The 22,553-nt window shown below is 56.7% G+C and carries 16 protein-coding genes; 12 read left to right on the top strand and 4 right to left on the bottom strand.

What is annotated here, in order from left to right; translation table 11 throughout:
- The first annotated feature begins 210 nt into the window (after positions 1–210).
- A complete protein-coding gene (locus tag AC5RE1_RS09590) occupies positions 211–840 on the top strand; it encodes an HAD family hydrolase (RefSeq protein WP_006680585.1) in 630 nt (209 codons plus the stop codon).
- Positions 841–1,018: 178 nt separating this feature from the next.
- On the opposite strand, the gene AC5RE1_RS09595 is transcribed toward AC5RE1_RS09590, so the two are convergent.
- Positions 1,019–2,029, bottom strand: coding sequence for a D-alanine--D-alanine ligase family protein (locus AC5RE1_RS09595; RefSeq protein ID WP_179370084.1), 1,011 nt, complete (start codon positions 2,027–2,029; stop codon positions 1,019–1,021).
- Between the two features lie 72 nt (positions 2,030–2,101).
- Positions 2,102–3,436 carry an aminotransferase-like domain-containing protein gene (locus AC5RE1_RS09600; RefSeq protein ID WP_179370083.1) on the bottom strand — a complete coding sequence of 445 codons (1,335 nt, stop codon included), beginning with the start codon at positions 3,434–3,436 and terminating at the stop codon, positions 2,102–2,104.
- Positions 3,437–3,897: 461 nt separating this feature from the next.
- Here AC5RE1_RS09600 and rbsK point away from each other — a divergent pair, with 461 nt between their 5' ends.
- The 7 genes from rbsK (at position 3,898) to AC5RE1_RS09635 (ending at position 13,985) form a co-directional block, all read left to right on the top strand.
- A complete protein-coding gene (rbsK, locus tag AC5RE1_RS09605; RefSeq protein ID WP_006680582.1) occupies positions 3,898–4,851 on the top strand; it encodes a ribokinase in 954 nt (317 codons plus the stop codon).
- A gap of 221 nt (positions 4,852–5,072) precedes the next feature.
- Positions 5,073–6,116, top strand: coding sequence for an autoinducer 2 ABC transporter substrate-binding protein (locus AC5RE1_RS09610; protein ID WP_179370082.1), 1,044 nt, complete (start codon positions 5,073–5,075; stop codon positions 6,114–6,116).
- Between the two features lie 113 nt (positions 6,117–6,229).
- The gene (locus tag AC5RE1_RS09615; RefSeq protein WP_006680580.1) at positions 6,230–7,738 is read left to right on the top strand and encodes a sugar ABC transporter ATP-binding protein; all 1,509 of its coding nucleotides are present in this window, start codon (positions 6,230–6,232) and stop codon (positions 7,736–7,738) included.
- Between the two features lie 5 nt (positions 7,739–7,743).
- Positions 7,744–8,754, top strand: coding sequence for an ABC transporter permease (locus AC5RE1_RS09620; RefSeq protein ID WP_006680579.1), 1,011 nt, complete (start codon positions 7,744–7,746; stop codon positions 8,752–8,754).
- A 14-nt stretch (positions 8,755–8,768) separates the two neighbouring features.
- Entirely contained in the window at positions 8,769–9,812 is a 1,044-nt protein-coding gene (locus tag AC5RE1_RS09625) for an ABC transporter permease (RefSeq protein WP_006680578.1), read from the top strand.
- Positions 9,812–10,375: an RpiB/LacA/LacB family sugar-phosphate isomerase gene (locus AC5RE1_RS09630; protein WP_179370081.1), complete on the top strand. Its 564-nt coding sequence runs from the start codon at positions 9,812–9,814 to the stop codon at positions 10,373–10,375. Before AC5RE1_RS09625 ends, AC5RE1_RS09630 begins: the two co-directional genes overlap by 1 nt.
- A gap of 280 nt (positions 10,376–10,655) precedes the next feature.
- On the top strand, positions 10,656–13,985 hold the full coding sequence (locus AC5RE1_RS09635; protein WP_179370080.1) for a hypothetical protein: 3,330 nt from the start codon (positions 10,656–10,658) through the stop codon (positions 13,983–13,985).
- A gap of 421 nt (positions 13,986–14,406) precedes the next feature.
- Here AC5RE1_RS09635 and AC5RE1_RS09640 read toward each other — a convergent pair whose 3' ends face one another.
- Positions 14,407–15,429: a LacI family DNA-binding transcriptional regulator gene (locus AC5RE1_RS09640; RefSeq protein WP_006680575.1), complete on the bottom strand. Its 1,023-nt coding sequence runs from the start codon at positions 15,427–15,429 to the stop codon at positions 14,407–14,409.
- 77 nt (positions 15,430–15,506) lie between these two features.
- Entirely contained in the window at positions 15,507–16,751 is a 1,245-nt protein-coding gene (locus AC5RE1_RS09645) for an ROK family transcriptional regulator (RefSeq protein WP_179370079.1), read from the bottom strand.
- An 87-nt stretch (positions 16,752–16,838) separates the two neighbouring features.
- Here AC5RE1_RS09645 and xylA point away from each other — a divergent pair, with 87 nt between their 5' ends.
- From xylA to chvE, 4 genes are all read left to right on the top strand, one after another.
- Positions 16,839–18,191 (top strand): xylose isomerase, encoded by a 1,353-nt coding sequence (xylA, locus tag AC5RE1_RS09650; protein WP_006680573.1) that lies wholly within the window; start codon positions 16,839–16,841, stop codon positions 18,189–18,191.
- A 123-nt stretch (positions 18,192–18,314) separates the two neighbouring features.
- A complete protein-coding gene (locus tag AC5RE1_RS09655; RefSeq protein WP_493938798.1) occupies positions 18,315–19,673 on the top strand; it encodes a xylulokinase in 1,359 nt (452 codons plus the stop codon).
- Positions 19,674–19,926: 253 nt separating this feature from the next.
- On the top strand, positions 19,927–20,946 hold the full coding sequence (locus AC5RE1_RS09660; protein ID WP_493938800.1) for an acetylxylan esterase: 1,020 nt from the start codon (positions 19,927–19,929) through the stop codon (positions 20,944–20,946).
- Between the two features lie 460 nt (positions 20,947–21,406).
- On the top strand, positions 21,407–22,528 hold the full coding sequence (gene chvE / locus AC5RE1_RS09665; protein WP_006680559.1) for a multiple monosaccharide ABC transporter substrate-binding protein: 1,122 nt from the start codon (positions 21,407–21,409) through the stop codon (positions 22,526–22,528).
- Positions 22,529–22,553: the final 25 nt, after the last annotated feature.

Below are 22,553 nucleotides of genomic sequence, written 5' to 3' on the forward strand. Positions count from 1 at the left end.
GGGTCGTCGTTGCCTGGATCGGTAGTGCGCACCATTCCATAAAGTATGCATAATCGCCTCCTCTCAAACCCTGTAATGAGCCGTGCTTTCGGTTCAATTGCGCGGTTTCTGACGGGTGTTCACTATGTGGCGTGTCTTTCGACACGAAAGTGGTTAAACGGAAGTCAATCGGAAACAATGGAGACACCATCACGAGCACTAGGGGGTCGCATGTCGCAACAGCAGACACCACATGTCGCCCTATTTGACGTTGGTGGAGTACTGGTTGAATCTCATCCCGAGCCTCAGCGTGTGGCCGAGATCCTCGGACAGACCGACGATGCTTTCGTTTCCCTTGTTGACCAAGCAATGTGGGCACACCGTGCCAGCTATGACGAGGGGTGTTCGGATCGTGAATTCTGGGATCGCGTAGCAGGCGACTGCGGTGCACCACGGATCACCGATGATCAGATTGCTCAGTTGGTTGCGTACGATTCGATTCGAATGCATGACGCCGTCGAACCGGCCGTTCAGATTATTCGTGAACTGGAAGAAAACGGCATCGTCCTAGGCATTCTTTCAAACGCGCCTTTCGCTATTGCTGAAGAAATCCGCGTCACTGCATGGGCACAGCACTTTGATGACTTCGTATTCTCTTGCGAGGTTGGTTCCGCGAAGCCTCATCGCTCGATCTACCGTGAAGCTATCGAACGTTTTGACGTGGACGCTGAAGATGCTGTTTTCATCGACGACCGCAAGAAGAATGTTCGTGCCGCGGAGCTTCTGGGAATGAAGGGCCTGCTCTGGGAAAATGCATCCCAGGCGCGTGCGGATCTTCATGCTCTGGGGATGCTGAAGTAATCTTCAATTTGTTGCGAAATTCCAATGCTTAGCGTCGGTTGAATCGAACTTTTCCCAATTCTTCACGAGCATTTCTGTTGATGAGCACGTCATTGTTTCACGTGAAACATCATCACATACTCCAGTGGCCGGACCGCACATTGCGATGTGCAATCCGGCCACTGTTTTAAGTGAAACCCTATTCGGTCTGGCCGGCCTCGTCGTCATAGGAAGCGGAAGGGTCGACCTTGTCTTCGATGATCCGAACGTGACGGTCAGCGGCAACGAACTCAACGATGCGCGTGCACAGTTCAGCGAAGGAACCGTCAGCGTCGGCGGCCTGGGGGAGTAGCGACGTATCCGTCATACCCGGCGTGACATTAGCATCGATGAACCAGCAGGTACCTTCGTCATCGACAACGAAGTCGATACGTGACAGGTCGCGTAGACCGAGGATCGTGTGTGCCTCGACGGCTGCTTGGCGTAGAACATCGAGCTGTTCCTCGGTGAAGCGGGCGGGCACAAAGTACTCGGTTTCGTCCGTTGTGTAACGCGCTGCGTAGTCGTAGCGACCACCATCGGTCGAAATCTCAACCGGAGGGAGAGCCACCGGACCGTTTTCCAGATCGACAACGGAAACTGCGATGTCACGGCCCTTGATGAGTTCCTCGACCATGATGTGCTCACCGTAGGCGAAGGCATCGACCATCGCGCTACGGAGTTCGCCAGGGTCATGAACTGCGGAGAGGCCAAGAGCAGAACCGCCGTCGGTCGGCTTGATGATGACGGGGAACTGAGTCTGTGACTCGATAGCATCGAGAACCTGGGAGGCGCCGATTTGGCGGAAGAGGATCTGGGGAAGTGAAACCCAGCCGGGTGTTACCAAGCCAGCCGAACCGAGCAAGGACTTAGCTGTCGGCTTATTCGATGCGAGCATTGCCTGCACGGATGAGGAGCCGACAAAGGGGATGCCGATTGCCTCGAGCAAAGTCTGTAAAGAACCGTCTTCGCCGATGGAGCCGTGGACGACGGGCCAGATGACGTCGGGTGCGAACTCGTCAATGATGCTGGTCAGCTGGTGATCAACGTCGGCAACGTGCACGGTATAGCCGGCCTGGGTGAGGATGTTTGCGACTCGGCGTCCGGAGCGAACCGAGACGTCGCGCTCGTGTGTGAGGCCGCCAGCAATGATGAGGACCTTTAATGCCACGGGATTACTCCTTAGTAATAGTGGTATGCCGATGTGTGGATGCGCGACGATGCGCCGAAGTATTTATGCAGATCAAAGTGCGTTTGGTGCGGGTGCTACGCCTGGGCCAACGTCATCGATGTTCCGACGGTGGAAGCCGGCACCGAACATGTCGACCAGTTCCTTCTCTGCGTTCACGACGGTGGCAAGTCGCCTGACGCCCTCGCGAATACGCTCGGGAGTCGGGTAGCAGAAGGAGAGGCGCATGTGGTCGGCGCCTTCGCCGTTGTAGTAGAACGCGGTGCCGGACACGTAGGCAACCTGGGCGCGAACTGCGCGAGGGAGCATGGACTTAGCGTCGAGACCCTCGGGGAGTGTGACCCATGTGTAGAAGCCACCGTCGGGATGGGTCCACTCGCAGTCTGGCATGAATTCCTCGAGGGCATCCATCATGGTCTGGCAACGTTCGGCGTACATGGCGCGGAACGTCTTGACCTGCGAATACCAGTCATAGCTGGACAGGTAGTCGGCGATAGCCATCTGGCCGATCATCGAGGGGGAGAGGATTGCGGATTCGGATGCGAGAACCAGCTTGTCGCGGATGGCGTGTGGCGCGTAGGCCCACCCGATGCGGAAGCCCGGGGCGAACATCTTCGAGAAGGAGCCGAGGTAGACGACGCCTTCGGGGGAGAAGCTCTTCAGTGCCGGCATGGGGTCGGAGTGGAAGCCGAGCAGACCGTAGGGGTTGTCTTCCATGATGAGGACGCCTTCGCGCATGCAGATTTCGGTGATCTGCGGGCGACGTTCCAGCGACAGGGTGACACCCATCGGGTTGTGGAAGTTCGGGATGGTGTAGAGCATCTTGATGGTGCGACCCGATGCGCGGACCTCGCGGATGACGCGTTCTAGTTCGGTCGGGATGATGCCCTTGTCGTCCATGGGGACGTGCGCGATATCGGCCTGACGGGCACGGAACACGCCAAGTGCACCAACGTACGATGGTGCTTCACACAGAATGACGTCGCCCGGATCGATGAAGAGTTCAGTCATCAGGTCGAGAGCCTGTTGCGACCCGGTGGTGATGACAACGTCGTCGGGATCAGCGCCGACGATTCCGTCGTAGCTCATGACTTCGGTGATGCGCTCGCGCAGAACTTCCCAGCCTTGACCCGAGCCGTACTGCATAGCCTGGGCACCGTGCGCTGAGATCAGGCGCTTCGCTGATTCAGCGAGCTGGTCGAGGGGGAGGTCCTTCAGGTTCGGCATGCCACCGGCAAGGGAGACAACTTCGGGTCGTGAGACGACGGAGAACAGTGCGCGAATCTCGGAAGCTCGCAGGTTGTGAGCTCGCTCTGCGTAGGCGTTAAACCACGGGTCGAGTCGGTTTCCCTGCTGATTGCTGTCCGGATTCTGCGCTTGCGTGCTCACTGGACCTTCCTTCTCTTGGTTTGGTTGCTCATCGCGTGGATGCGGTGAGCCAGCGTTGTATGGTCGTGACCGAGGCAACACTGGTTCTTAGTCTGCCACTATTGAGTGCCACATAGTGAATAGGGCGGGCGGTTATGGACAAACGGGGGAGTGAAGCGTCGCTTAGAAGCTAAGCGCCACGAGTACCAAGGGTAATCATCAAGGATGAGGGGTACGAGGCCGCGTCCACCAATGAGGCGCACAGCTTCAGCAGGCGCGGGCAGCCTCGTTCTTCTTTTCTGCTGAAGGTGAGCACGACGAAGCGGATTTCATAACGAAATGATTCCGACGAAGAACAACACGACAAGTGGATGACAGAACGCAAACGTTTGCGCTAGGATCATTTCATCCAGCGTTAAACGTGGGCATCGTCGCCCATAAATACGCTCTTAACCCCTCAACCTCTTTACCAAGGTGGTTCCATGAGCATCGCAGTCATCGGTTCGAACAACACTGATCTGATCACGTACATCACCCGCATGCCCGTCGAAGGCGAAACCATCGAAGCCCTCGACTTCGAGATCGGGTTCGGCGGAAAAGGATCAAACCAAGCAATCGCAGCCGCAAAACTCGGCACCAAAGTCACGATGGTGACCTGCGTTGGTGACGATGCGTTCGGTGAGACCTACCTGCAGAACTACCGAAACAACGACATCGACACCTCGTTTGTGAAGCAGGTTCACGGAACATCCGGCGTTGCCCCGATCTTCGTTGACCAGGAATCACATAACTCCATCATCATCGTCAAGGGTGCGAACAAAGGTCTGACCCCGGAGGACCTTGAAGAGGCCGCCGACGCGATCAGTGAATGCTCACTGATTGTTCTTCAGCTGGAAATCGCGTTCGAAACCGTGAAGGCTGCAATCGCTCTGGGTAACCGTCTGGGTATTCCGGTTCTTCTTAACCCCGCGCCCGCAACGAAGGAACTCGACTTGGCGCTCGCGGCGAAGTGCCAGTACGTCATGCCCAACGAGACAGAGCTCGAGCTACTGACCGGACTGCCGACGTCCACCGACGATGAGGTTCGTGTTGCAGCGCAAGTCCTTTTGGATGCCGGATGCACAAACGTCATCGTCACGCTCGGGTCTCGAGGAGTCTGGTGGCTCTCCGCTGACGGGGGAGACGTTCGCTTGGAGCAATTCCCGGCGAAGGCGATTGACACAACCGGCGCGGGCGATGCCTTCATTGGGTGTTTCTCGCACTGTTTGTCTGAGGGGCTCAACGAAGCCGAAGCTCTGGAACTGGCAAACGCATACGCGGCACTGTCGGTGACGGGTCGCGGTACTCAGAAATCCTACCGTGATGCGCAAGAGTTCTCTGCCTGGCTTTCCGAGGTCGGATCTAACCTGGCAACATCGCGGGTATTTGGGCTTTGATAACGATTGCACAACATCATGCGAAGAAGGTTGCTTCGTGTGTGCTGTGCAATATACCATCGAGCATGTTCGTACGAACGATCAGATGGATAGCTGTCTATTTGGTCGATCATTCGCGCATGACATACCGCTAATGATGGCGGTGTGATGCAACGAAATGATCCACGCACCTCGTGTGCAACGATCCTCATCAATGTGGATGTGAATCTCAAGGAGTCAACATGAAGTCTCGTATTGTAGCCGCTAGTGCAATCGTTCTCACTTCAGCACTTGCACTTGCAGCGTGCTCCGGTGGTGCGGGTGATACTGCAGCCTCCGGCGCAGCAAGCGGATCGGGTGACGGCGACTACACGATCGCCATCGTTCCTAAGGACGCCACCAACCCGTGGTTCGTCCGTATGGAGACCGGCGTTCAGAAGTACGCAGCCGACACAGGCATGAACGTGTTCCAGAAGGGCCCATCGGAAACTGACGCCACGATGCAGGCGCAGGTCATCCAGGACCTCATTGCGCAGGGCGTTGACGCAATCGGCGTCGTTCCGGTTGATCCGGGCGCAATTGAGCCCGCCCTCAAGGAAGCAAGGGATGCAGGCATCGTTGTTGTGACACACGAAGGTGCGTCGCAGGAAAACACGATGTACGACATCGAAGCCTTCAACAACGCCAAGTACGGCGCATTCATCATGGACAACCTTGCACAAGCCATGGGTGAAGAAGGCACCTACACCACGATGGTCGGCCACGTGACGAACGCTTCCCACAACGAATGGGCTGACGGTGCAGTTGCACGTCAGAAGGAGGCCTACCCGAACATGACCCTGCTCGAGGCAGAACCTCGTGTTGAGTCTCAAGACAACGGCGAAACCGCCTACCAGGTCGCCAAGGAAGTTCTCAAGAAGTACCCCGAGATTAAGGGCATCCTGGGCACCTCCTCGTTCGACGCTCCCGGCGTTGCACGTGCAATTGACGAACTTGGCCTGAAGGACAAGGTCTTCACCGCAGGTACCGGCATGCCGGCAGCCAACAAGGAAATCCTCGATAAGGGCCTCGTTGCAGCACTGACCCTGTGGGATCCGGCAGATGCTGGCTACGCAATGGCAGCACTCGCCACCAAGATCCTGAACGGTGAAAAGATCACTGACGGTGTCAATCTGGGCGTCAAGGGCTATGAAGAGATGCACTTCTCCGAGGGTTCCGACAAGGTTCTGGAAGGCAACGGCTGGATCCAGATCACCAAGGACAATGTCGATAGCTTCGGCTTCTGATAGCTCCTCAGCATCGGTGCTGGGCAAAGATGCCCAGCACCGATGCTGTTGAAGCACTGAAATCGCGATCGCGTATCTCTATGCGCTAAATGCGGGCTGGAAGGAATCGATTTATGACAACGCCGCTTATTTCAGTGAAGAACATCAACAAGTCTTTTGCTGGTGTGCACGCTCTTCACGACATCAATCTTGACATCGCTCCCGGTGAAATCCACTGTCTTGCCGGCGAGAATGGCTGCGGAAAATCAACGCTTATTAAAGTTATTTCTGGTGTCCACGAGCCCGACTCGGGAACCATCGAAATTAACGGAAAATCTTGGACCAAGATGACGCCGCTCGAAGCGATCGACGCGGGCGTCCAGGTTATCTATCAGGACTTCTCCGTCTTCCCGAACCTGTCGGTTATGGAAAACCTTGCTATGACGACGGAGGTCGCAGCCGGACGAAAGCTCGTTAATTGGAAGCGATTGAGGAAGATCGCTGAAGAAGCAGTTGCCAAGATCGGTTTCAATGTCGACCTTGATGCGCGCGTCGGCGACCTTTCGGTTGCTGACAAGCAGCTGGTCGCCATCTGCCGTGCACTCATGTCAGACGCCAAGCTCATCATCATGGATGAGCCCACAACGGCACTGACGAAGAACGAGGTCAACGCCCTCTTCAAGATCATCTCCGATCTGAAAGCACGCGGTATTGCGATCCTCTTCGTTTCGCACAAGCTCGAAGAAGTTTTCGAAATCTCCGAACGCTTCACGATCCTGCGCTCCGGAGAAAAGGTCATCACCTGCGACTCATCCGAACTCGACCGTCACAAGTTCGCTAAGTACATGACGGGCAAGGAATTCGACGAAACTCGCTTCGAAGCATCAACCCTGACCGAAAACCCCGTCCTTGAGGTCAAGGATCTGGGCTCAGAAGGGGCTTTCGAAGGCGTGAACTTCTCGCTCCACGGTGGCGAAATCCTGGGTATTACGGGTCTGCTCGGCTCTGGCCGTACCGAACTCGCTCTTGCACTGTTCGGCGCCCTGCCCACGAATGCCGGATCGATCGCCATCAACGGCAAGACCGTCACCCTGAAGTCCATCCAAGACGCGATTGATGCTGGTATCGCACTGGTCCCCGAAGACCGACTGACAGAAGGTCTCTTCCTGTCACGCTCCATCGGCGAAAACATTGTCATCTCAGAAATGGACGAATTCGCTGGCGCACTCGGTGTTCTCGATAAGAAGCGCATCGCCGAAGAAGAGAAGCGTTGGGTCAAAGACCTCGAGGTCGCGACCCCCGATCCTGACAACGCGGTCTCCACTCTCTCCGGTGGTAATCAGCAGAAGGTCGTTCTTGCCAAGTGGCTTGCAACGAAACCGGATGTCCTGATCCTCAACGGTCCGACGGTCGGCGTTGATATCGGTTCCAAGTACACGATTCACTCCATCCTTCAGCGCCTCGCACGCGAAGGCATGGCCATCGTCATCATCTCTGACGACATCGCGGAAGTTCTGACGAACTGCTCGAAGGTCCTCATCATGCGTGCTGGCCGAATCCGTGAATCGATCGACCCCGCCCAGACATCCGAAGCCGAACTCGGTGAACTGATGTCGCGTGACGTTGCTACTCAAGGAGCGTGATGAACATGACGTCTCTTAAAACAAAGATCCTGCGAGCCAACGAATTCTGGGTTTTCCTGGTTATCGTTGCCCTCGCACTCGTCATCCAGGCACGAAGCGGTCAGTTCTTCACGGCAAACAACCTTGTTGACCTGGCAAACGCAATGGTCGTCCCCGGACTCTTCGCCGTCGCCGCCCACCTTGTTCTGGTTTCTGGTGGCATCGACGTGTCCTTCCCGGCACTCGCATCGCTTGCCGTTTACGCAACTACGCGTTTCCTTGTCGATCAGGGATTCAACGGACCGGTCATCGTCCCCTTCCTGATGGCAATGCTCCTTGGTGCACTGCTTGGTGCCTTCAACGGTATCTTCACCTCGTGGCTGACCGTTCCCACGCTGATCATCACGCTCGGCACCTCGAACGTCTTCTCCGGTGTCATGCAGGGCGCACTGAACTCGGTGCAGATCCCGAACATTCCCGAATCCATGAAGACCTTCGGCGCTAGCTCACTGTTTACGGTGACGAACACGCAATCCGGACTCCAGTCCGCGATGCCGACCAGCTTCCTCATCTTCGTGGTTGTCCTGGCCATTGCCTACTTCATCACCCGATACACGATGTTCGGTCGTGGCATCTTCGCCATCGGTGGCGATGAATCCGCAGCAGAACGAGCAGGCTTCAAGGTCCGTCGCACCAAGTTCTGGCTCTACGTCATCGTTGGTGTCATCGCCGCACTCGCGGGCATGGTTCGTACGACTTCCATGGGTCAGATGCACCCGACCAACCTGCTTGGTATGGAAATGATGGTCATCGCGGCCGTCGTCCTTGGTGGAACCGCCATTACCGGTGGTACCGGCTCCCTGACCGGTGTCGTGCTTGGCACCCTGCTGATCGTCATCGTTCAGAACTCCATGATTCTGACCGGTATTCCCACCTTCTGGCAGGGCTTCGCGCTCGGCCTGCTGATCATCGTTGGTACCGGCGTTTCAGCAATCCAGGTTGCTCGTAGCCGCAAGCAACGAGCCTCGATTCTGTGAAAGGAGAGCGTGAAATGACTACTGAATCCGTAAAGAAGCGTTCTTTCGCACTCCCGTCCTTCATGACGAAGGATGCCTACATGACGAGGCTCGTCATCGTCTTCGCTCTGCTCCTCATCTTCTTCGCCGTGATTCGCCCGGGCCCCTTCTTCGCCCTGCGTACCTGGCAGTCGATGGCAATCCAGTTCCCTGAATTCGGTCTGATGGCTCTGGGCGTCATGCTGACCATGTTCACCGCAGGCATCGACCTCTCGGTCGTGGCAATCGCAAACGTGACATCGATTAGCGCAGCCCTTGTCCTGCGAGCAATGCTCACCGGCGATGGTGGTGGCCAAGCAGGTCTCGCCGTCGTGATCGCACTGGTTATCGCACTGCTTGTTGGCACAATTTGCGGTGCCATCAACGGCATGCTCGTCTCCATGCTGAAGATTCCACCAATCCTCGCAACACTGGGCACACTCGAACTCTTCGGTGGTGTCGCCATCATCCTGACTGAAGGTAAGCCCGTTTCAGGTGTGCCCGACGCATTCGGTTCGGTATTCGCAGCCCATCTGGGCGGTCTTGTCCCCATGCCGCTTGTCATCTTCATCATCTGCTGCGTCATCGTCGGCCTGATCCTTACCCTGACCGGCTTTGGCACCAAGATCCTGATGATCGGCACGAACGAAACCGCGGCACGTTTTGCCGGTCTGAAGATCACCAGCTTGCTGATGCGCACCTACATCCTGTCGGGCATCATGGCAGCCGTCGCAGGCATTGTCATGCTGGCGAACTACAACTCCGCGAAGGCCGACTACGGCGCAAGCTACACACTGCTGACCGTCCTGATCGTCGTCCTCGGTGGCGTGAACCCCAACGGTGGCCGCGGTCGAATTGCCGGCGTCGTCATGGCGATCCTCGTGCTGCAGGTCCTGTCTTCGGGCCTCAACATGTTCCCGAATATCTCCAATTTCTACCGACCCCTCATCTGGGGCGGCGTCCTGCTGTTCGTTATCAGCATGAATGAATTCAACGGCAAGAACCCCTTCAAGGGCCTCCTTGCGGGAAGGAAGAAGTAATGAAGACCGTACGAAGCAAGCACGTTGTCGTCGGCGCCGACTTCGCTGGTTTCCCTCTGAAGGAGGCCGTGAAGAAGCACCTTCAGGATCGTGGGTGGACCGTCACCGACATTACGCCGGACCTTGATAAGACTCCTATGTATCACAGAGTCGGTTTTGCTCTGGGTGCGAAGATCGCCGAAGGCGAATTCGAGCGAGCACTGGCATTCTGTGGCACCGGCATGGGTATCCACATCGCAGCCTCAAAGGTTCCTCACGTTCACGCAGCCGTCTGCGAATCCGTTGCGTCAGCTCGTCGCGCAGCTGCCGCAAACAGCGCAAACCTGCTGGCCATGGGCGCTTTCTACGTCGCTGAACGTAAGGGTATGGCCATGGCGGATGCATTCCTCGAGTCGGAGCTTGGCAGCGGTTACGAAGATTGGGAAGGCTTCTACGCCTACCACCGCATCGGCTTCGACGAGTGCGAGAACTTCGACTACGAGGCCTACAAGGAAAACGGTTTCGAGGTTGTTAACCCGCAGTCGGCAGTGCTGGCAGACGAACCGAAGGGTCTTGCGTACTGAGACTCAGATACGCAGATCCTGACGGTTTGAACATCGTCTGAACTGAAATCGGCGGGTCCATCACGACAGTGGTGGGCCCGCCGATTGCTGTATAGGTCAAGGTGGGGTTATAGGACAAAATGTGTTGATTTTTCCTTGTTTTATCGTCTTTTCCGGGCTAAGTAACATTTTGGGGTTAATACCCAAAGGCTGGCTGGACTTTTATGCCTGGGGTAGGATTAGGGTTATAGGGAATCTATAAATTTCGAGCGAAATGCTAAACCAATCAGAGGGGATTGATATGGCGCGCAAACAGCTTGCGAAGGTAGCGATTGCAGTAGGCACCGGGATCGCGCTGGTGGCTCCGGCGGGAGCGGCATTCGGGATTAATCAAGCAGAACCGCAGGGCAAGTTGAATATTCAGGGAGCTGTTTCGCAGTGCCGCGTCGGAGTTGACATAGCTACGGTCAACAAGGCCTATCAGGATTATCTGCGCGCCCAGCAGCAAGCCACGGATGCGGCCACAAATTTGGATGCTGAACAATCCAAACCCGAGATTGCAGAGCCCCTCGCGGCTTATGCAGGTGCCCAGGATGCCTTGCGGAAGGCACAAGCTAACCAGCAGCAGAAGCGCGATGATGCCACCGCTGCGCATAAGCAGATGCAGGACCAGGCGGCACAAGCCTTGGTGGCGGCAGTTGCTAATCTGGATAAAGCTCAAAAGGGCTTAGAGCAGGCTAAGCAGCAGCAAAAGCAGGCCGAAGAAAATCTCAGTAAAGCAAAGACGAACAAAAAGGCAGCGGACGAAGCAAATACTGCGGCGCAGGCGGCTGCCCCCGGAGCTGAGGCGGTAGCTGAAGCTAAGAAAGCTGCCGATGAGGCCGCAGCGGCTCTGGCTACGGCGCAAGAAAAAGCCGAGGAAGCTAAATCTAACCTGGACGCAGCCACCAAGGCTGCGGAGCAGGCAGACCAGGATGCCAAGAATACTGAAACCGCCAAGCAAGACGCAGAGCAAAAAGCTCAAGACGCTGCGGATGAGGTAAAAAATAAAGAAGAGGCCTTAGCTGACGCGCAGAAGAAATTGCAGGACGTTAAAGATGTTCTGGAAAACGACGATGCGGTCAGTGAAGCACAAGCAAAAGTAGAACAGGCGCAGAAGGAAAAGGACGCTGCTGCCGAGGCTAGGAAAACTGCAGATGAAGCACTTGAGGCTGCTAAAGCGACACTGAAAGAAAAGCAGGATGCCGCGGTAGAGAAAGCGCAGGCGGTTGCTGACGCGAATCAAGCCTTTGAGGATGCAAAGACTGAGCTAGGTAAGTTAAATCAGGCGCAGCGGGAAAAGCAGACCGCCTATGAGGAAGCCGTCAAGGCACAAAAAGAGGCTGAAACCAATAGAGATAACGCGCAAAAAGACTTGGATGCACAGCAGCCAAAATGCGACGCTGCCAATGATGCAGTAACCACTGCGCAAAACGAAAAGAATGCCGCAGACCAGGCAGTCAAAGACGCGGAAGCAGCGGTTAAGGCAGCGAAAGAGGCTCTGGAAGCTTCCAAAGCTGATGCTAAAGCGCAGATTGCTAAAGGATCAAAAGGCTTCTTCGAAAAGATGAATGCAACTAAGGCCTTGGAAGAGCTCAATACAGATTACAAAATCGGTGATACGCCCCTTGTGAACCACACTCATATAGGTGCTGACGGGGATGCGACTTCGCTTGAAAATATGCTGAAAGCTCTGGACTATATCGATCAAGGAAATGGTTTTAGAACAGCTGGGGATAACAACTTTGGTTCCATGGATGCCCTTCGAGTGACGGACCAGTTAATGGCACTTGCCCAAATAAACGCTAATGGTTCCGCAATTACCAAGGACCACACTCATAACTGGGGAGTTCTGCAAGAAGTTGGTAGAAGTGGAGAAAATCTAGCTTGGTCTTTGAATCCTTACGACGGTTGGTATAACGCTGAAAAGCATTTTTATGACGATAATGGTGGTCCGGTTAGCTACTCTGATAACAAAAAAGCTAAGTACGGGTATTGGATTGTTAATACCACGGGACACTATGAATCGCTAATGAAACGGGAATTTCTGTATACTGGTTTTGGTTTCGGTTCGAATCCAATGGCAAATATTCAACAGTTCCGCACTTACACCGCAGAAGAGTCCTACTCGGTATCAGAGTATAGGGAAAGACTCCTAAACTACTATGCTCCTCTGAAGGAGACAGCTGCTAAAGGTACTACAGCTGCACAGACTGCGTTAAATGCAGCTCAAGTCACGCTTGTGGCAAAGCAGGCCGCACAAAAAACTGCAGAGACAAACTTACAGAACGCGAAGGATAACGCCGCTAAGGAAGCGAAGAATTGTGAGGCTTGCCAGAAAGCGCTGGACGAAGCAGAAGCAGCACTTAATAATGCTAAAGCTGCGGTTCCCGCTGCCGAGCAAGCTTTGAAAGCTGCCAAGGAAGCTGCTAACAATCAGAACGGCGTGGTGGAAAATAAAGCCACGGAACTGGACAACGCTGAAAAGGCTAAAGCAGCAGCAGATGAAGCAGTCACCCAGGCACAAGATGGGGTTAACGCCAAACAGCAAGCTGCTGATGACGCGCAAAAAACAGTGGACGAAAAGCAAAAAGCTTTGGATGTGGCCAAAGAGAACTATGACGCAGTAGTTGCCACCAAGGCTGACGCTAAGAAGCAGTTGGATGAGGCAGAAAATGCAGTAAAGCAGGCAGACGCTGCCCTGAATACCGCTAAAGACGAAAAAGCTAAAGCTGATGCGGCAGTAGCCGATGCCGCCACCAAGCTAAATGAAGCGAAGCAGAAAGCTGCCGAGGCCGAAACCCGGGCACAAGATGCGCAGAAAGCTAAAGACACCGCTGATCAAAAAGCAGCGGATGCCAAGACGGCAAACGACGCGGCAGCCAAAGATTACGCAGACAAAGCAGCCGCCCAAAAGGCTGCCGATGAGGCGCAGGCTAAAGCAGATGCCGCGGCGAAACCAGTAGAGGATGCGCAGAAAGCTAAAGACACCGCCGATCAAGAAGCAGTAGATGCCAACACGGCCAAAGAGACTGCCCAGAAAGCTAAAGATCAGGCTGCGGTAGATAACGAAGGCGCACAGAAAGTACCCGACCTTGACACCTGGATAGGACAACAACCTGGTAGCGCACCTGCTCCCGTAGCACCGCTGAGCATAATGGCGATGCGTGCACCGGCAGCTACCAGCGTTAGTGCCGAAACCCAGCAGGCGATCGATGACGTCCTCGCAAAGTATCAAGCTTATCTGGAAGCCGCGCAGGCAGCAGATACTGCTACCGAGGAAGTACAGCAGTTAGAGGCCGCCTATAAAGAAGCTAAAGCCGCGCTAGCGCCATTTGAAGCAGCCCTGCAGCAGGCTAACACTCAGTTGGATAAGGCAAAAGCCACCTACGAGAAGCTCTATCAAGACTGCATCGCTCCCGGGTCAGCCTATAGAGGCAAGCACGCAGGTGAACCGGATAACGCCTCCAGGTCCGGCTTGGGTAAAACCGGAGCCGACGACCTGTCCACCATTTTGGGGCTATCGGCAATCAGCGCGGGTGCCGGTGCCTACCTGGTTGCCCGGCGGCGCCAGCCAAAGCACGCGCGCTAGAAAACGTGTCTTAATCTGACAGATAACCTATGGTGGGGTCAATGCCTGAAGAAGGCATTGACCCCACCATAAATTCAGCTATACGTTCTAAGTCGATAGGCGATACGGGTTAACAGGTTGAACACCTGATCACCAAAACGAAGGTTCATACCAGGATTAGGGGCTAATGCCCTTTTCGATATTAACCAGGCTCAGCAGTGGGGGCAGGCACGATGCCTGCACCCCATGAAACCCCACCCCGAACTAACCCATCAACACAATTTGTCCTATAAGCCTCAAGGTGCTACGGTGCCGCGAGGCCGGTACGAGTATGCCGATAAGGTCGCGGACGACCGTGCTCAGACAGTGGTGGTCTAAAAACTCTGGGCTTTTTAACCCTTGGGCCTGTTCAGCCTCGGGATTGTGTACAGCTGCGGACCGTTTAAAATTCTGGGATCGTCGACTGCCGGATGACCAGCTCACCTTTAACCAAGATACGCTTGGGCAACTCAGAGTCCGACTCGTCAAGGAGAAGCTCTACACCCTGGCGTGCAATTTCCGGAAGAGGTTGGCGTAGCGTAGTCACGGATGGGCGCATCAGTTCGGCGAACTGAATATCGTCAAAGCCGGTGACCATGATGTCCTCGGGAATACCGAAGCCACGATGACGGAGCTCTGTAATTGCGCCGATGGCAAGAAGATCGTTCAGACACACGATCGCGTCCCAGCGATTTCCCCCGTTGATCAGGGTTGAAACTGCGCTACGTGCCGATTCGACGGAATGGTTGCATTCAAGGACATCGCTGTCCGCAAGTTCCATCCCGAACTCGGGAGCAGCCCGGCGCGCTTCGGTCACACGCTTAACGGACGATAGATCAGAGCCCGTATTCGACAGCATCGCGATGCGACGTGCTCCGCGTTCCTTCAGGTGTCCTAAGACTTCGCGAACGCCGTGTGCATCGTCAACGCCAACGAATGGGATGTGAGGCAAAGAGACGGCTCTGTCGAGCTGGACGGTTGGCACCAAGGCTGCCGCGCGCTCTAGGGAGGGCGTTGAGAAAGATTCGTGACAGGGCACGATGATCAGACCGTCTACCGAACCCCCTTCGAATGAGCGAAGCTTCAAGTCTTCCGTAGTGACAGACATTTCCGCATCGGAAATGAGCAGGGAAAGGCCGCGCTGGGATAAGTGGTGCTCGACTTGAACAATGAGGTCCGTGTAGAACGGGTTGGAGATCGAAGGGACGAGCATGCCGATCTGCTTCGTTTTGGCTAGGCGAAGAGATCTGGCGACGGGGTTCACTCTGTAGCCAAGTTTGCGTGCGACCTCTCGAACGTGGTCGCGCGTTTGCGCACCGATGAGCTCGGAACCTCGTCCTAGAGCACGTGAAGCTGTGGAAACTGAAACGCCTGCCGCTTGAGCGACGTCAACAAGGCGTGGGCGGGGTTTCTCATCTCCGATCATGGATACAGATTAACCCGCACATTGGGTGAAATTGCGCCGGCACCCTGAATGAAAACCGTGATGTTCTGCGGAGTTTGTCATGCTGTCCATGCCATGGGGTCATCGACCAAGCGCTGCAGAATTCGATATGCCGCTCCGCGCGAGTCAAGACCTTGGGAATCTCGGATTACTTCGAGTTTCGGCTGAGACCAGGCGTATTGAAGAACGCGGGTTTCGATTTCCTTTTCAGCTGCGGGCACAAGCCATTCGCTCAGTTCAGCGACAATTCCGCCGAGTAGAACCAGCGGGATGTCCGCAGAGTTGATGACGGCTGAAAGCGCTCGACCAAGGGCTGCTCCGCCTTCTTCGAGGGCTTCACGTGCTTGCTTCGAACCGTTTTCTGCCGCCTTGCGAATGTCTTCAACGGTTGCGTGGCGATCAAGTCCGGAGCGCTCAGCGAGGGCGCGCAGACCGAGGTATGCCTCGAGGCAACCGGTAGTCCCGCACGAGCAGAGGGGACCGGAAGGGTCTGCGCAGATGTGGCCGATTTCGCCGGACCACCCGTGTGCTCCGCTGAACGGACGATGGTCGACAATGATGCCGGCGCCGATGCCAACTTCGCCCGATATGTAGACGAATGACGCGGGCCCCGAGGGAACGCCGGGAAGTGGGTGTGCGACAGCGAAGGCGGCCAGGTCGGCTTCGTTGGCAACGATCGCGGGGTAGAGGTCCGATAGGGGAGCGAGCAGCTTCTCTAGGGGAATGTCGCGCCATCCCAAGTTGGGTGCGAGTGCCAGTCGGTCGGGGGATACGAGGCCTGGAAGAGCCAATCCACTGCCGAGGAAAATTGCTCCATCGGGAAGATGTTCCTCGACGAGAGCGTGTGCCATGTCGGCCAGTGAGGTCATCACTTCGACGTGATCGGAGTTCGCAAAGTCGCCTTCGATGCGATTTCGTGCAATTTCGTTGCCTCCGAGATCGATGATGACAGCGTCAAGGGCGGAAATATTGACTTCGAGCCCCAGCGCGACCGCCCTTCCTGGGGCTGGTGTGAGTCGATTGGCTGGGCGGCCTCGTCCGCCGATGGATGGTTCAAGTTCGAGAACGAGGCCCGCGTTGATGAGTTCATCGACGAGGCGCGAGATGGTAGCTCGCGTAATGCCTGTTGCTTGAGAAATGCCTGATCGGGAGATCTCTCCGGGTGCGGCAAGGATGTGTCGCAGGGCGAGGGAGAGGTTCATTGCACGCAGGCTTTCAGCCTTCACGCCCGCCATTGCGCGCTCCGATGGGCGCTGGGGTGCTCGCTGGGAAACCGACGTGTGTCGACGAATTGCTGCTGCCATGCTCTTGACTCTAGTACATTTCACACAGTATGTTTTGTTATGTAACAAAAGCGATCGTATCGATCTCTGAATCTCTGAGAGGCAACCATGTCTGAGAATCTCTGGAACATCGACAAGATCCCCTTCGTCGGAACATCGTCGCTCCGTCAGGGTCTTGGTTTCCGCTACTATGACGCCGAGCGAGTGGTCGCCGGCAAGACCATGCGCGAATGGCTGCGCTTCGGTGTTGCCTACTGGCACTCCTTCCAGGCCGAACTCGTCGATCCCTTCGGTGAGGGCACAGCGCAGCGCCCCTTCGATGGCAAGTACTCCAAGCCACTCGATCTGGCACTCGCCAAGGTCGACTACGCCTTTGACTTCTACAAGGCGCTGGGCGTTGACTACTTCTGCTTCCATGACCGCGACATCGCTCCCGAAGGCGACACCCTGCGCGAAACCAACGCAAACCTCGACAAGGTTGTCGACGCGATCGAAGCAAAGCAGAAGGAAACCGGCGTCAAGCTCCTGTGGAACACCTCTTCGCTGTTCACCAACCGCCGCTTCGTTTCCGGCGCAGCAACCTCGCCGTTCGCCGAGATCTACTCCTACGCCGGCGCACAGCTGAAGCATTCCCTGGAAATCGCCAAGCGCCTGGGCGCAGAGAACTACGTGTTCTGGGGCGGTCGCGAAGGGTACGAGAACCTGTGGAACACTGACCTCAAGCGCGAGCAGGACCACATCGCAGCAATGTTCCAGATGTGCGTTGACTACGCCAAGGAAATCGGTCTCGACGCTCAGTTCATGCTCGAGCCGAAGCCGAAGGAGCCGACGAGCCACCAGTACGATTTCGACGCAGCAACCACCATCGCCTTCCTCCAGACCTACGGCCTGCAAGATCACTTCAAGCTGAACCTCGAAGGCAACCACGCCAACCTTGCTGGACACACCTACCAGCACGAAATCCGCGTGGCACGCGAAGCTGGCATGCTCGGTTCTCTCGATGCCAACCAGGGCGACAAGCTCATCGGTTGGGACATCGACGAATTCCCGTCAGACCTCTACGAGACCACCGCAGTCATGTGGGAGGTCCTCGCAGAAGGCCAGATCGGCCCGCACGGTGGCCTGAACTTTGACGCCAAGCCGCGCCGTACCTCGTTCACCGCTGAGGACCTGTTCCGCGCCCACGTTGTTGGCATGGACTCCTACGCAGCCGGCCTGTTGGTCGCAGCCCGCATGCACGAAGAAGGACTTATCGAAGACCTCGTCTCCGAGCGCTACTCGTCCTTCGATTCGGGCATCGGTGCGACGGTCGAAGATGGCACAGCCTCCCTCGCCTCGCTGGAAGCACACTCACTTGACATTCCGCAGGCTGACCTTGTTGCAGCCACGAAGTCGGACCATCTCGAGTCTGTGAAGGCTACGATTAACAACTACATCGTCGATACTTTGGGCCGCGCCTGATCGACACTATCCTTACGGGCGGTCGCCAGCTTTTGGTGACCGCCCGTTTGGGTACTTTCGCTTCCTTCGCTTGGAAAAGTGGCATCGGTGCCACTTCGAAAAGCCCTTACTTTTGGAGCATATATGAGCACTCTTCGCCCCTACGTTGCCGGTGTTGATACGTCGACCCAGTCTTGCAAGGTCGTCATCTACGACCCTGCTACGTCCACCATCGTCCGCCAGGGCAAGGCCTCGCACCCGGATGGCACCGAAGTTGATCCCGAAAAATGGTGGGATGCCTTCGAGGAGGCCCTTGAACGTGCCGGCGGTTTGGACGATGTGGCTGCCCTGTCCGTCGGCGGTCAGCAGCACGGCATGGTCTGCCTGGATAAGGACGGCAATGTCATCCGTCCCGCCCTGCTGTGGAACGACACGCGTTCGGCTGGTGCTGCGCGCGACCTTATTCGCGAACGTGGCACCGATGACCGCGACGATGCCAGCTCTGAGGGCGCGAGCTGGTGGGCCGAGGCCACGGGTTCCGTTCCCGTCGCATCGTTGACCGTCACCAAGTTGCGTTGGCTCGCCGATAACGAGCCCGAGAATGTCGCCAAGATCGCCGCAATCTGCCTTCCGCACGATTATCTGACATGGCGCATCATGGGCAAGCCCGCGTTGGACCAGCTGGCAACCGACCGCTCCGACGCGTCGGGCACCGGCTACATGGCACGCGAGACTCCGACGTACCGTCGCGATATTCTCGCCTCTGCGCTTCGTATCGACGAGGCCACGGTTGCCTCTATCATTCTTCCGACCATTGCTGGTCCGTGGGACGTGGTCGGTCACGGTGACCCTGAGCGCGGCTGGGGAGACATTGTCCTTGGCCCTGGCGCTGGCGATAACGCTGCTTCTGCGCTGGGCGTCGACCTGGAGCCGGGCAGTGCCCTGCTGTCTCTCGGAACCTCTGGTGTGGTCGCAGCAGTGTCGGCAACATCCGTTGCTGATCCGTCCGGTCTGGTGACAGGATTCTCCGATGCATCGGGCAACTGGCTACCGTTGGCGTGCACCCTCAATGCGTCGCGCATTATCGACGCGATGATGAAGGTGACCGGCCTGAACTATAAAGAGTTCGACGAATACGCCCTGTCTGTCCCGGATGCCGGAGGCCTCGAGCTGATCCCCTACTTCGAAGGCGAACGCACCCCGAACCTGCCCGATGCGACGGCGGAGCTCCGCGGCATGACGTTGGCTAACTCCGACCGTGCGCACGTTGCTCGCGCCACGGTTGAAGGTCTGCTCAACCTCATGCGCTACGCGCTCGATGCCATGCGCGCGCTTGGTGTCCCGTTGAACAAGGTGCTCATTGTCGGTGGTGGCGTGAAGTCGACAGCCGTCCAGGCCCTGGCAGCAGACATGCTAGATGCCGTTGTGGAACTACCCGAGCCCGGCGAATACGTTGCTCTCGGTGCAGCGAAGCAGGCTGCGCGAGTGGCCGCCGGGCGGTGACCCGCTCGGATTTCGGGCGAGGAGGGCTCGGCATCTACCGGGCCCTCCTCGTTCGTCCCCATGTCGCGCGCTTCCTCTTCGGAGGGGTGATCGTCCAGTTCCCCTACGCGATGGTGAACTGTGCCCAGTCGCTGCGTGTAGAAGGCGGGAGGCTCGTCCCATCTGCTAAACAGGTGTGAGGAATCGTTTTACCCCATTGCCGGCGTTTGCCAAAGATGGCACGCTACGGGGGATTGCACACGCAGGAGTACGCATGTCGACCTTCTTCGACCTTGACCGGGACCAACTGGAAACTTATCGCCCCGATAGTTTCGAGCCCGCAGACTTCGATGAATTTTGGGCGACGACTCTTGAGGAGAATCCTTTCGACCCGAGGTCCGTGCAGATCGAAGAGGTTACCGATCTGGTGGTGAAGACTCACCGAGTCTTCGACGTGACCTTCGGCGGGTACGCGGGCGATCCGATCAAGGCGTGGCTGACAATTCCTGCAACGGCTCAGCCCGGCGAAGAATTGCCCACCATTGTCGAGTTCCGCGGATACGGCGGTGGACGAGGCCTCCCGTACGAGCACCTCGGCTGGGCGGGCGCGGGCTTTGCGCACCTAGTCATGGACAACCGTGGCCAAGGCGGAAACTGGGGGACAGGGGCGGACACCGTCGATCCGCATCCCCTGGGCGTTGGTCAGTTCGGACTCATGACACGTGGAATCGAAGACCCTCACGACTACTACTTCCGTCGGATCTATATCGACGCGCACCACGCGGTTGAGGCTACTGCGCACCTTCCGCACTGCGACGAGAAGCGGATCATTGTCACCGGGCAAAGTCAGGGTGGCACGCTGTCCGTTGCGGCCGGCGTTCTGAACTCGCGCGTTTTGGCTACAATGCCCGACGTTGCGTGGATGGCCGACTTCCGCCGTGCGGTCGGATTAAGCGAACATACGCCCTATCAGGAAGTTGTCCGCTACCTGTCCGTGTTCCGTGGCCGTGACGAGATGGTGTTTGAGACCCTCGCCTACTTTGACATTGTGTCGCTGGGGAAGCGCGCGACGATTCCCGCGTTGTTCTCGACCGGGCTCATGGATATCTGTTGCCCGCCGTCGACGGTGTATGCAGCGAAAAACTGGTGGGGTGAAAAGGTGGTTGAGGCTGGCGGACAGCGACCGAGTGCCCAGATTGATGCCCACGCATTCAACGAGCATGAGGGTGGTGGCCTGTATCAGTGGCACCGTCAGGTGTTGTGGGTGAAAGACTTCTTGGGCCTTGTCGACTGAGTTGTAGAGTGTGAAACGCAGGTGTTGTTATGAAATTGTTGCATAACAATCGAAAATAGCGACTTCGGTGCTTAAATCAGGAAAAATCGCAGTTCAAGGCTAGTTTTTCAGAGTCCGCAAAAGTCCAAGATAGGGGTAAATGTTCCCCGAAAACCGTGTGAAAACGGGTGACAGTTTGTTTTTGTCTTGACGAGGCGTGTGTCACCGTTTATGTTTTGTTTGGGAACAAAAGGGAATCGGGGTTTACCCTCCCTACTAGCCGGCTAGCGGTGGCTATAGGAAGAAACCACCCCAGCCTCCACGGTTCTCCAGAATTGAAGACTGAATGCGCAGGTGGCCTCGTACCCCCTGCGTGAAGGGGAGCAACGCATACTCCCCAGATTCGTGAACATCCCATTTTGAATCACAGACCCGCGGGTCGTGCTGAAGCGACACCGCACAATGGCGAAGGAGCCAAACAATGCGAGGAATTGCAAAGAAGACGCTCGTTGCACTTGCAGCGTCATCCATGGCCTTTGGCATGGCCGCTTGCTCCGCAGAACGCGGTGGCTCGTCCGAATCCGGCGCAGCAGCTGGCGGTGAAGGTGGCCTCATCGGTGTTTCAATGCCGAGTAAGTCCCTCGAGCGCTGGAACCGTGACGGTTCGCACCTCGAAGAACTGCTGAAGGACGAAGGCTACGACGTCTCCCTGCAGTACGCAGACAACAAGGTTGAACAGCAGATCACCCAGATCCAGAACATGATCAACGCAGGCCCCAAGGTCCTCGTTGTCGCCTCCATTGACGGCTCCGCACTGGCTCCCGTTCTAGAACAGGCCAAGTCCGCAGGCATCCCGGTCATCGCATACGACCGCCTGATCCGCGACACCGAAGCAGTCGACTACTACGCGACCTTCGACAACTACAAGGTCGGCCAGCTGCAGGGCCAGTACATCGAAGAATCCCTCGGCCTCAAGGACGGCAAGGGCCCGTTCAACTTCGAACCCTTCTCCGGTTCCCCCGATGACAACAACGCCAAGTTCTTTTTCTCCGGCGCATGGGACGTCCTCTCGCCCTACGTTGAATCCGGCATGCTGACCGTTCCGTCCGGCAAGGCACCGTCATCCGTTGACGATTGGCAGTCCATCGGCATCCAGGCATGGATGTCCACCACCGCACAGTCAGAAATGGAAACCCGCCTCAATTCCTTCTATTCCGACAAGAAGGTTGAAGCCATCCTCTCCCCGAACGACTCCCTCGCACTCGGCATCTCCCAGGCGCTCGACTCGGACGGCTACACCGCCGATGCGTGGCCGGTCCTGACCGGTCAGGACGCCGACCAGGCAAACGTCCAGAACATCATCGCTGGCAAGCAATCCATGACCGTCTGGAAGGACACCCGCGCTCTCGGTGATCGCGTCGCCAAGATGGTCGACCAGATCGTCAAGGGCACTGAGGTCGAGGTCAACGACACCGAGTCCTACGACAACGGCATGAAGGTTGTTCCTTCGTTCCTGCTCGATCCGGTCGTCATCACGAAGGACAACGTCCAAGAGAAGCTCGTTGACTCGGGCTTCTACACGGCAGCAGACCTCGGTCTCTGATCCTCGGACGTAAGTAACTCTCCTA

The sequence above is a fragment of the Actinotignum sp. usb-actsch-rep-73 genome, from assembly GCF_059082735.1.

Coding starts and splice junctions, on each gene's coding strand:
- xylA (WP_006680573.1), top strand. CDS start 16,839: ATGTCTGAGAATCTCTGGAACATCGACAAGATCCCCTTCGTCGGAACA.
- AC5RE1_RS09645 (WP_179370079.1), bottom strand. CDS start 16,751: ATGGCAGCAGCAATTCGTCGACACACGTCGGTTTCCCAGCGAGCACCC.
- AC5RE1_RS09630 (WP_179370081.1), top strand. CDS start 9,812: ATGAAGACCGTACGAAGCAAGCACGTTGTCGTCGGCGCCGACTTCGCT.
- AC5RE1_RS09615 (WP_006680580.1), top strand. CDS start 6,230: ATGACAACGCCGCTTATTTCAGTGAAGAACATCAACAAGTCTTTTGCT.
- AC5RE1_RS09625 (WP_006680578.1), top strand. CDS start 8,769: ATGACTACTGAATCCGTAAAGAAGCGTTCTTTCGCACTCCCGTCCTTC.
- AC5RE1_RS09640 (WP_006680575.1), bottom strand. CDS start 15,429: ATGATCGGAGATGAGAAACCCCGCCCACGCCTTGTTGACGTCGCTCAA.
- AC5RE1_RS09610 (WP_179370082.1), top strand. CDS start 5,073: ATGAAGTCTCGTATTGTAGCCGCTAGTGCAATCGTTCTCACTTCAGCA.
- rbsK (WP_006680582.1), top strand. CDS start 3,898: ATGAGCATCGCAGTCATCGGTTCGAACAACACTGATCTGATCACGTAC.
- AC5RE1_RS09655 (WP_493938798.1), top strand. CDS start 18,315: ATGAGCACTCTTCGCCCCTACGTTGCCGGTGTTGATACGTCGACCCAG.
- AC5RE1_RS09635 (WP_179370080.1), top strand. CDS start 10,656: ATGGCGCGCAAACAGCTTGCGAAGGTAGCGATTGCAGTAGGCACCGGG.
- AC5RE1_RS09620 (WP_006680579.1), top strand. CDS start 7,744: ATGACGTCTCTTAAAACAAAGATCCTGCGAGCCAACGAATTCTGGGTT.
- chvE (WP_006680559.1), top strand. CDS start 21,407: ATGCGAGGAATTGCAAAGAAGACGCTCGTTGCACTTGCAGCGTCATCC.
- AC5RE1_RS09590 (WP_006680585.1), top strand. CDS start 211: ATGTCGCAACAGCAGACACCACATGTCGCCCTATTTGACGTTGGTGGA.
- AC5RE1_RS09660 (WP_493938800.1), top strand. CDS start 19,927: ATGTCGACCTTCTTCGACCTTGACCGGGACCAACTGGAAACTTATCGC.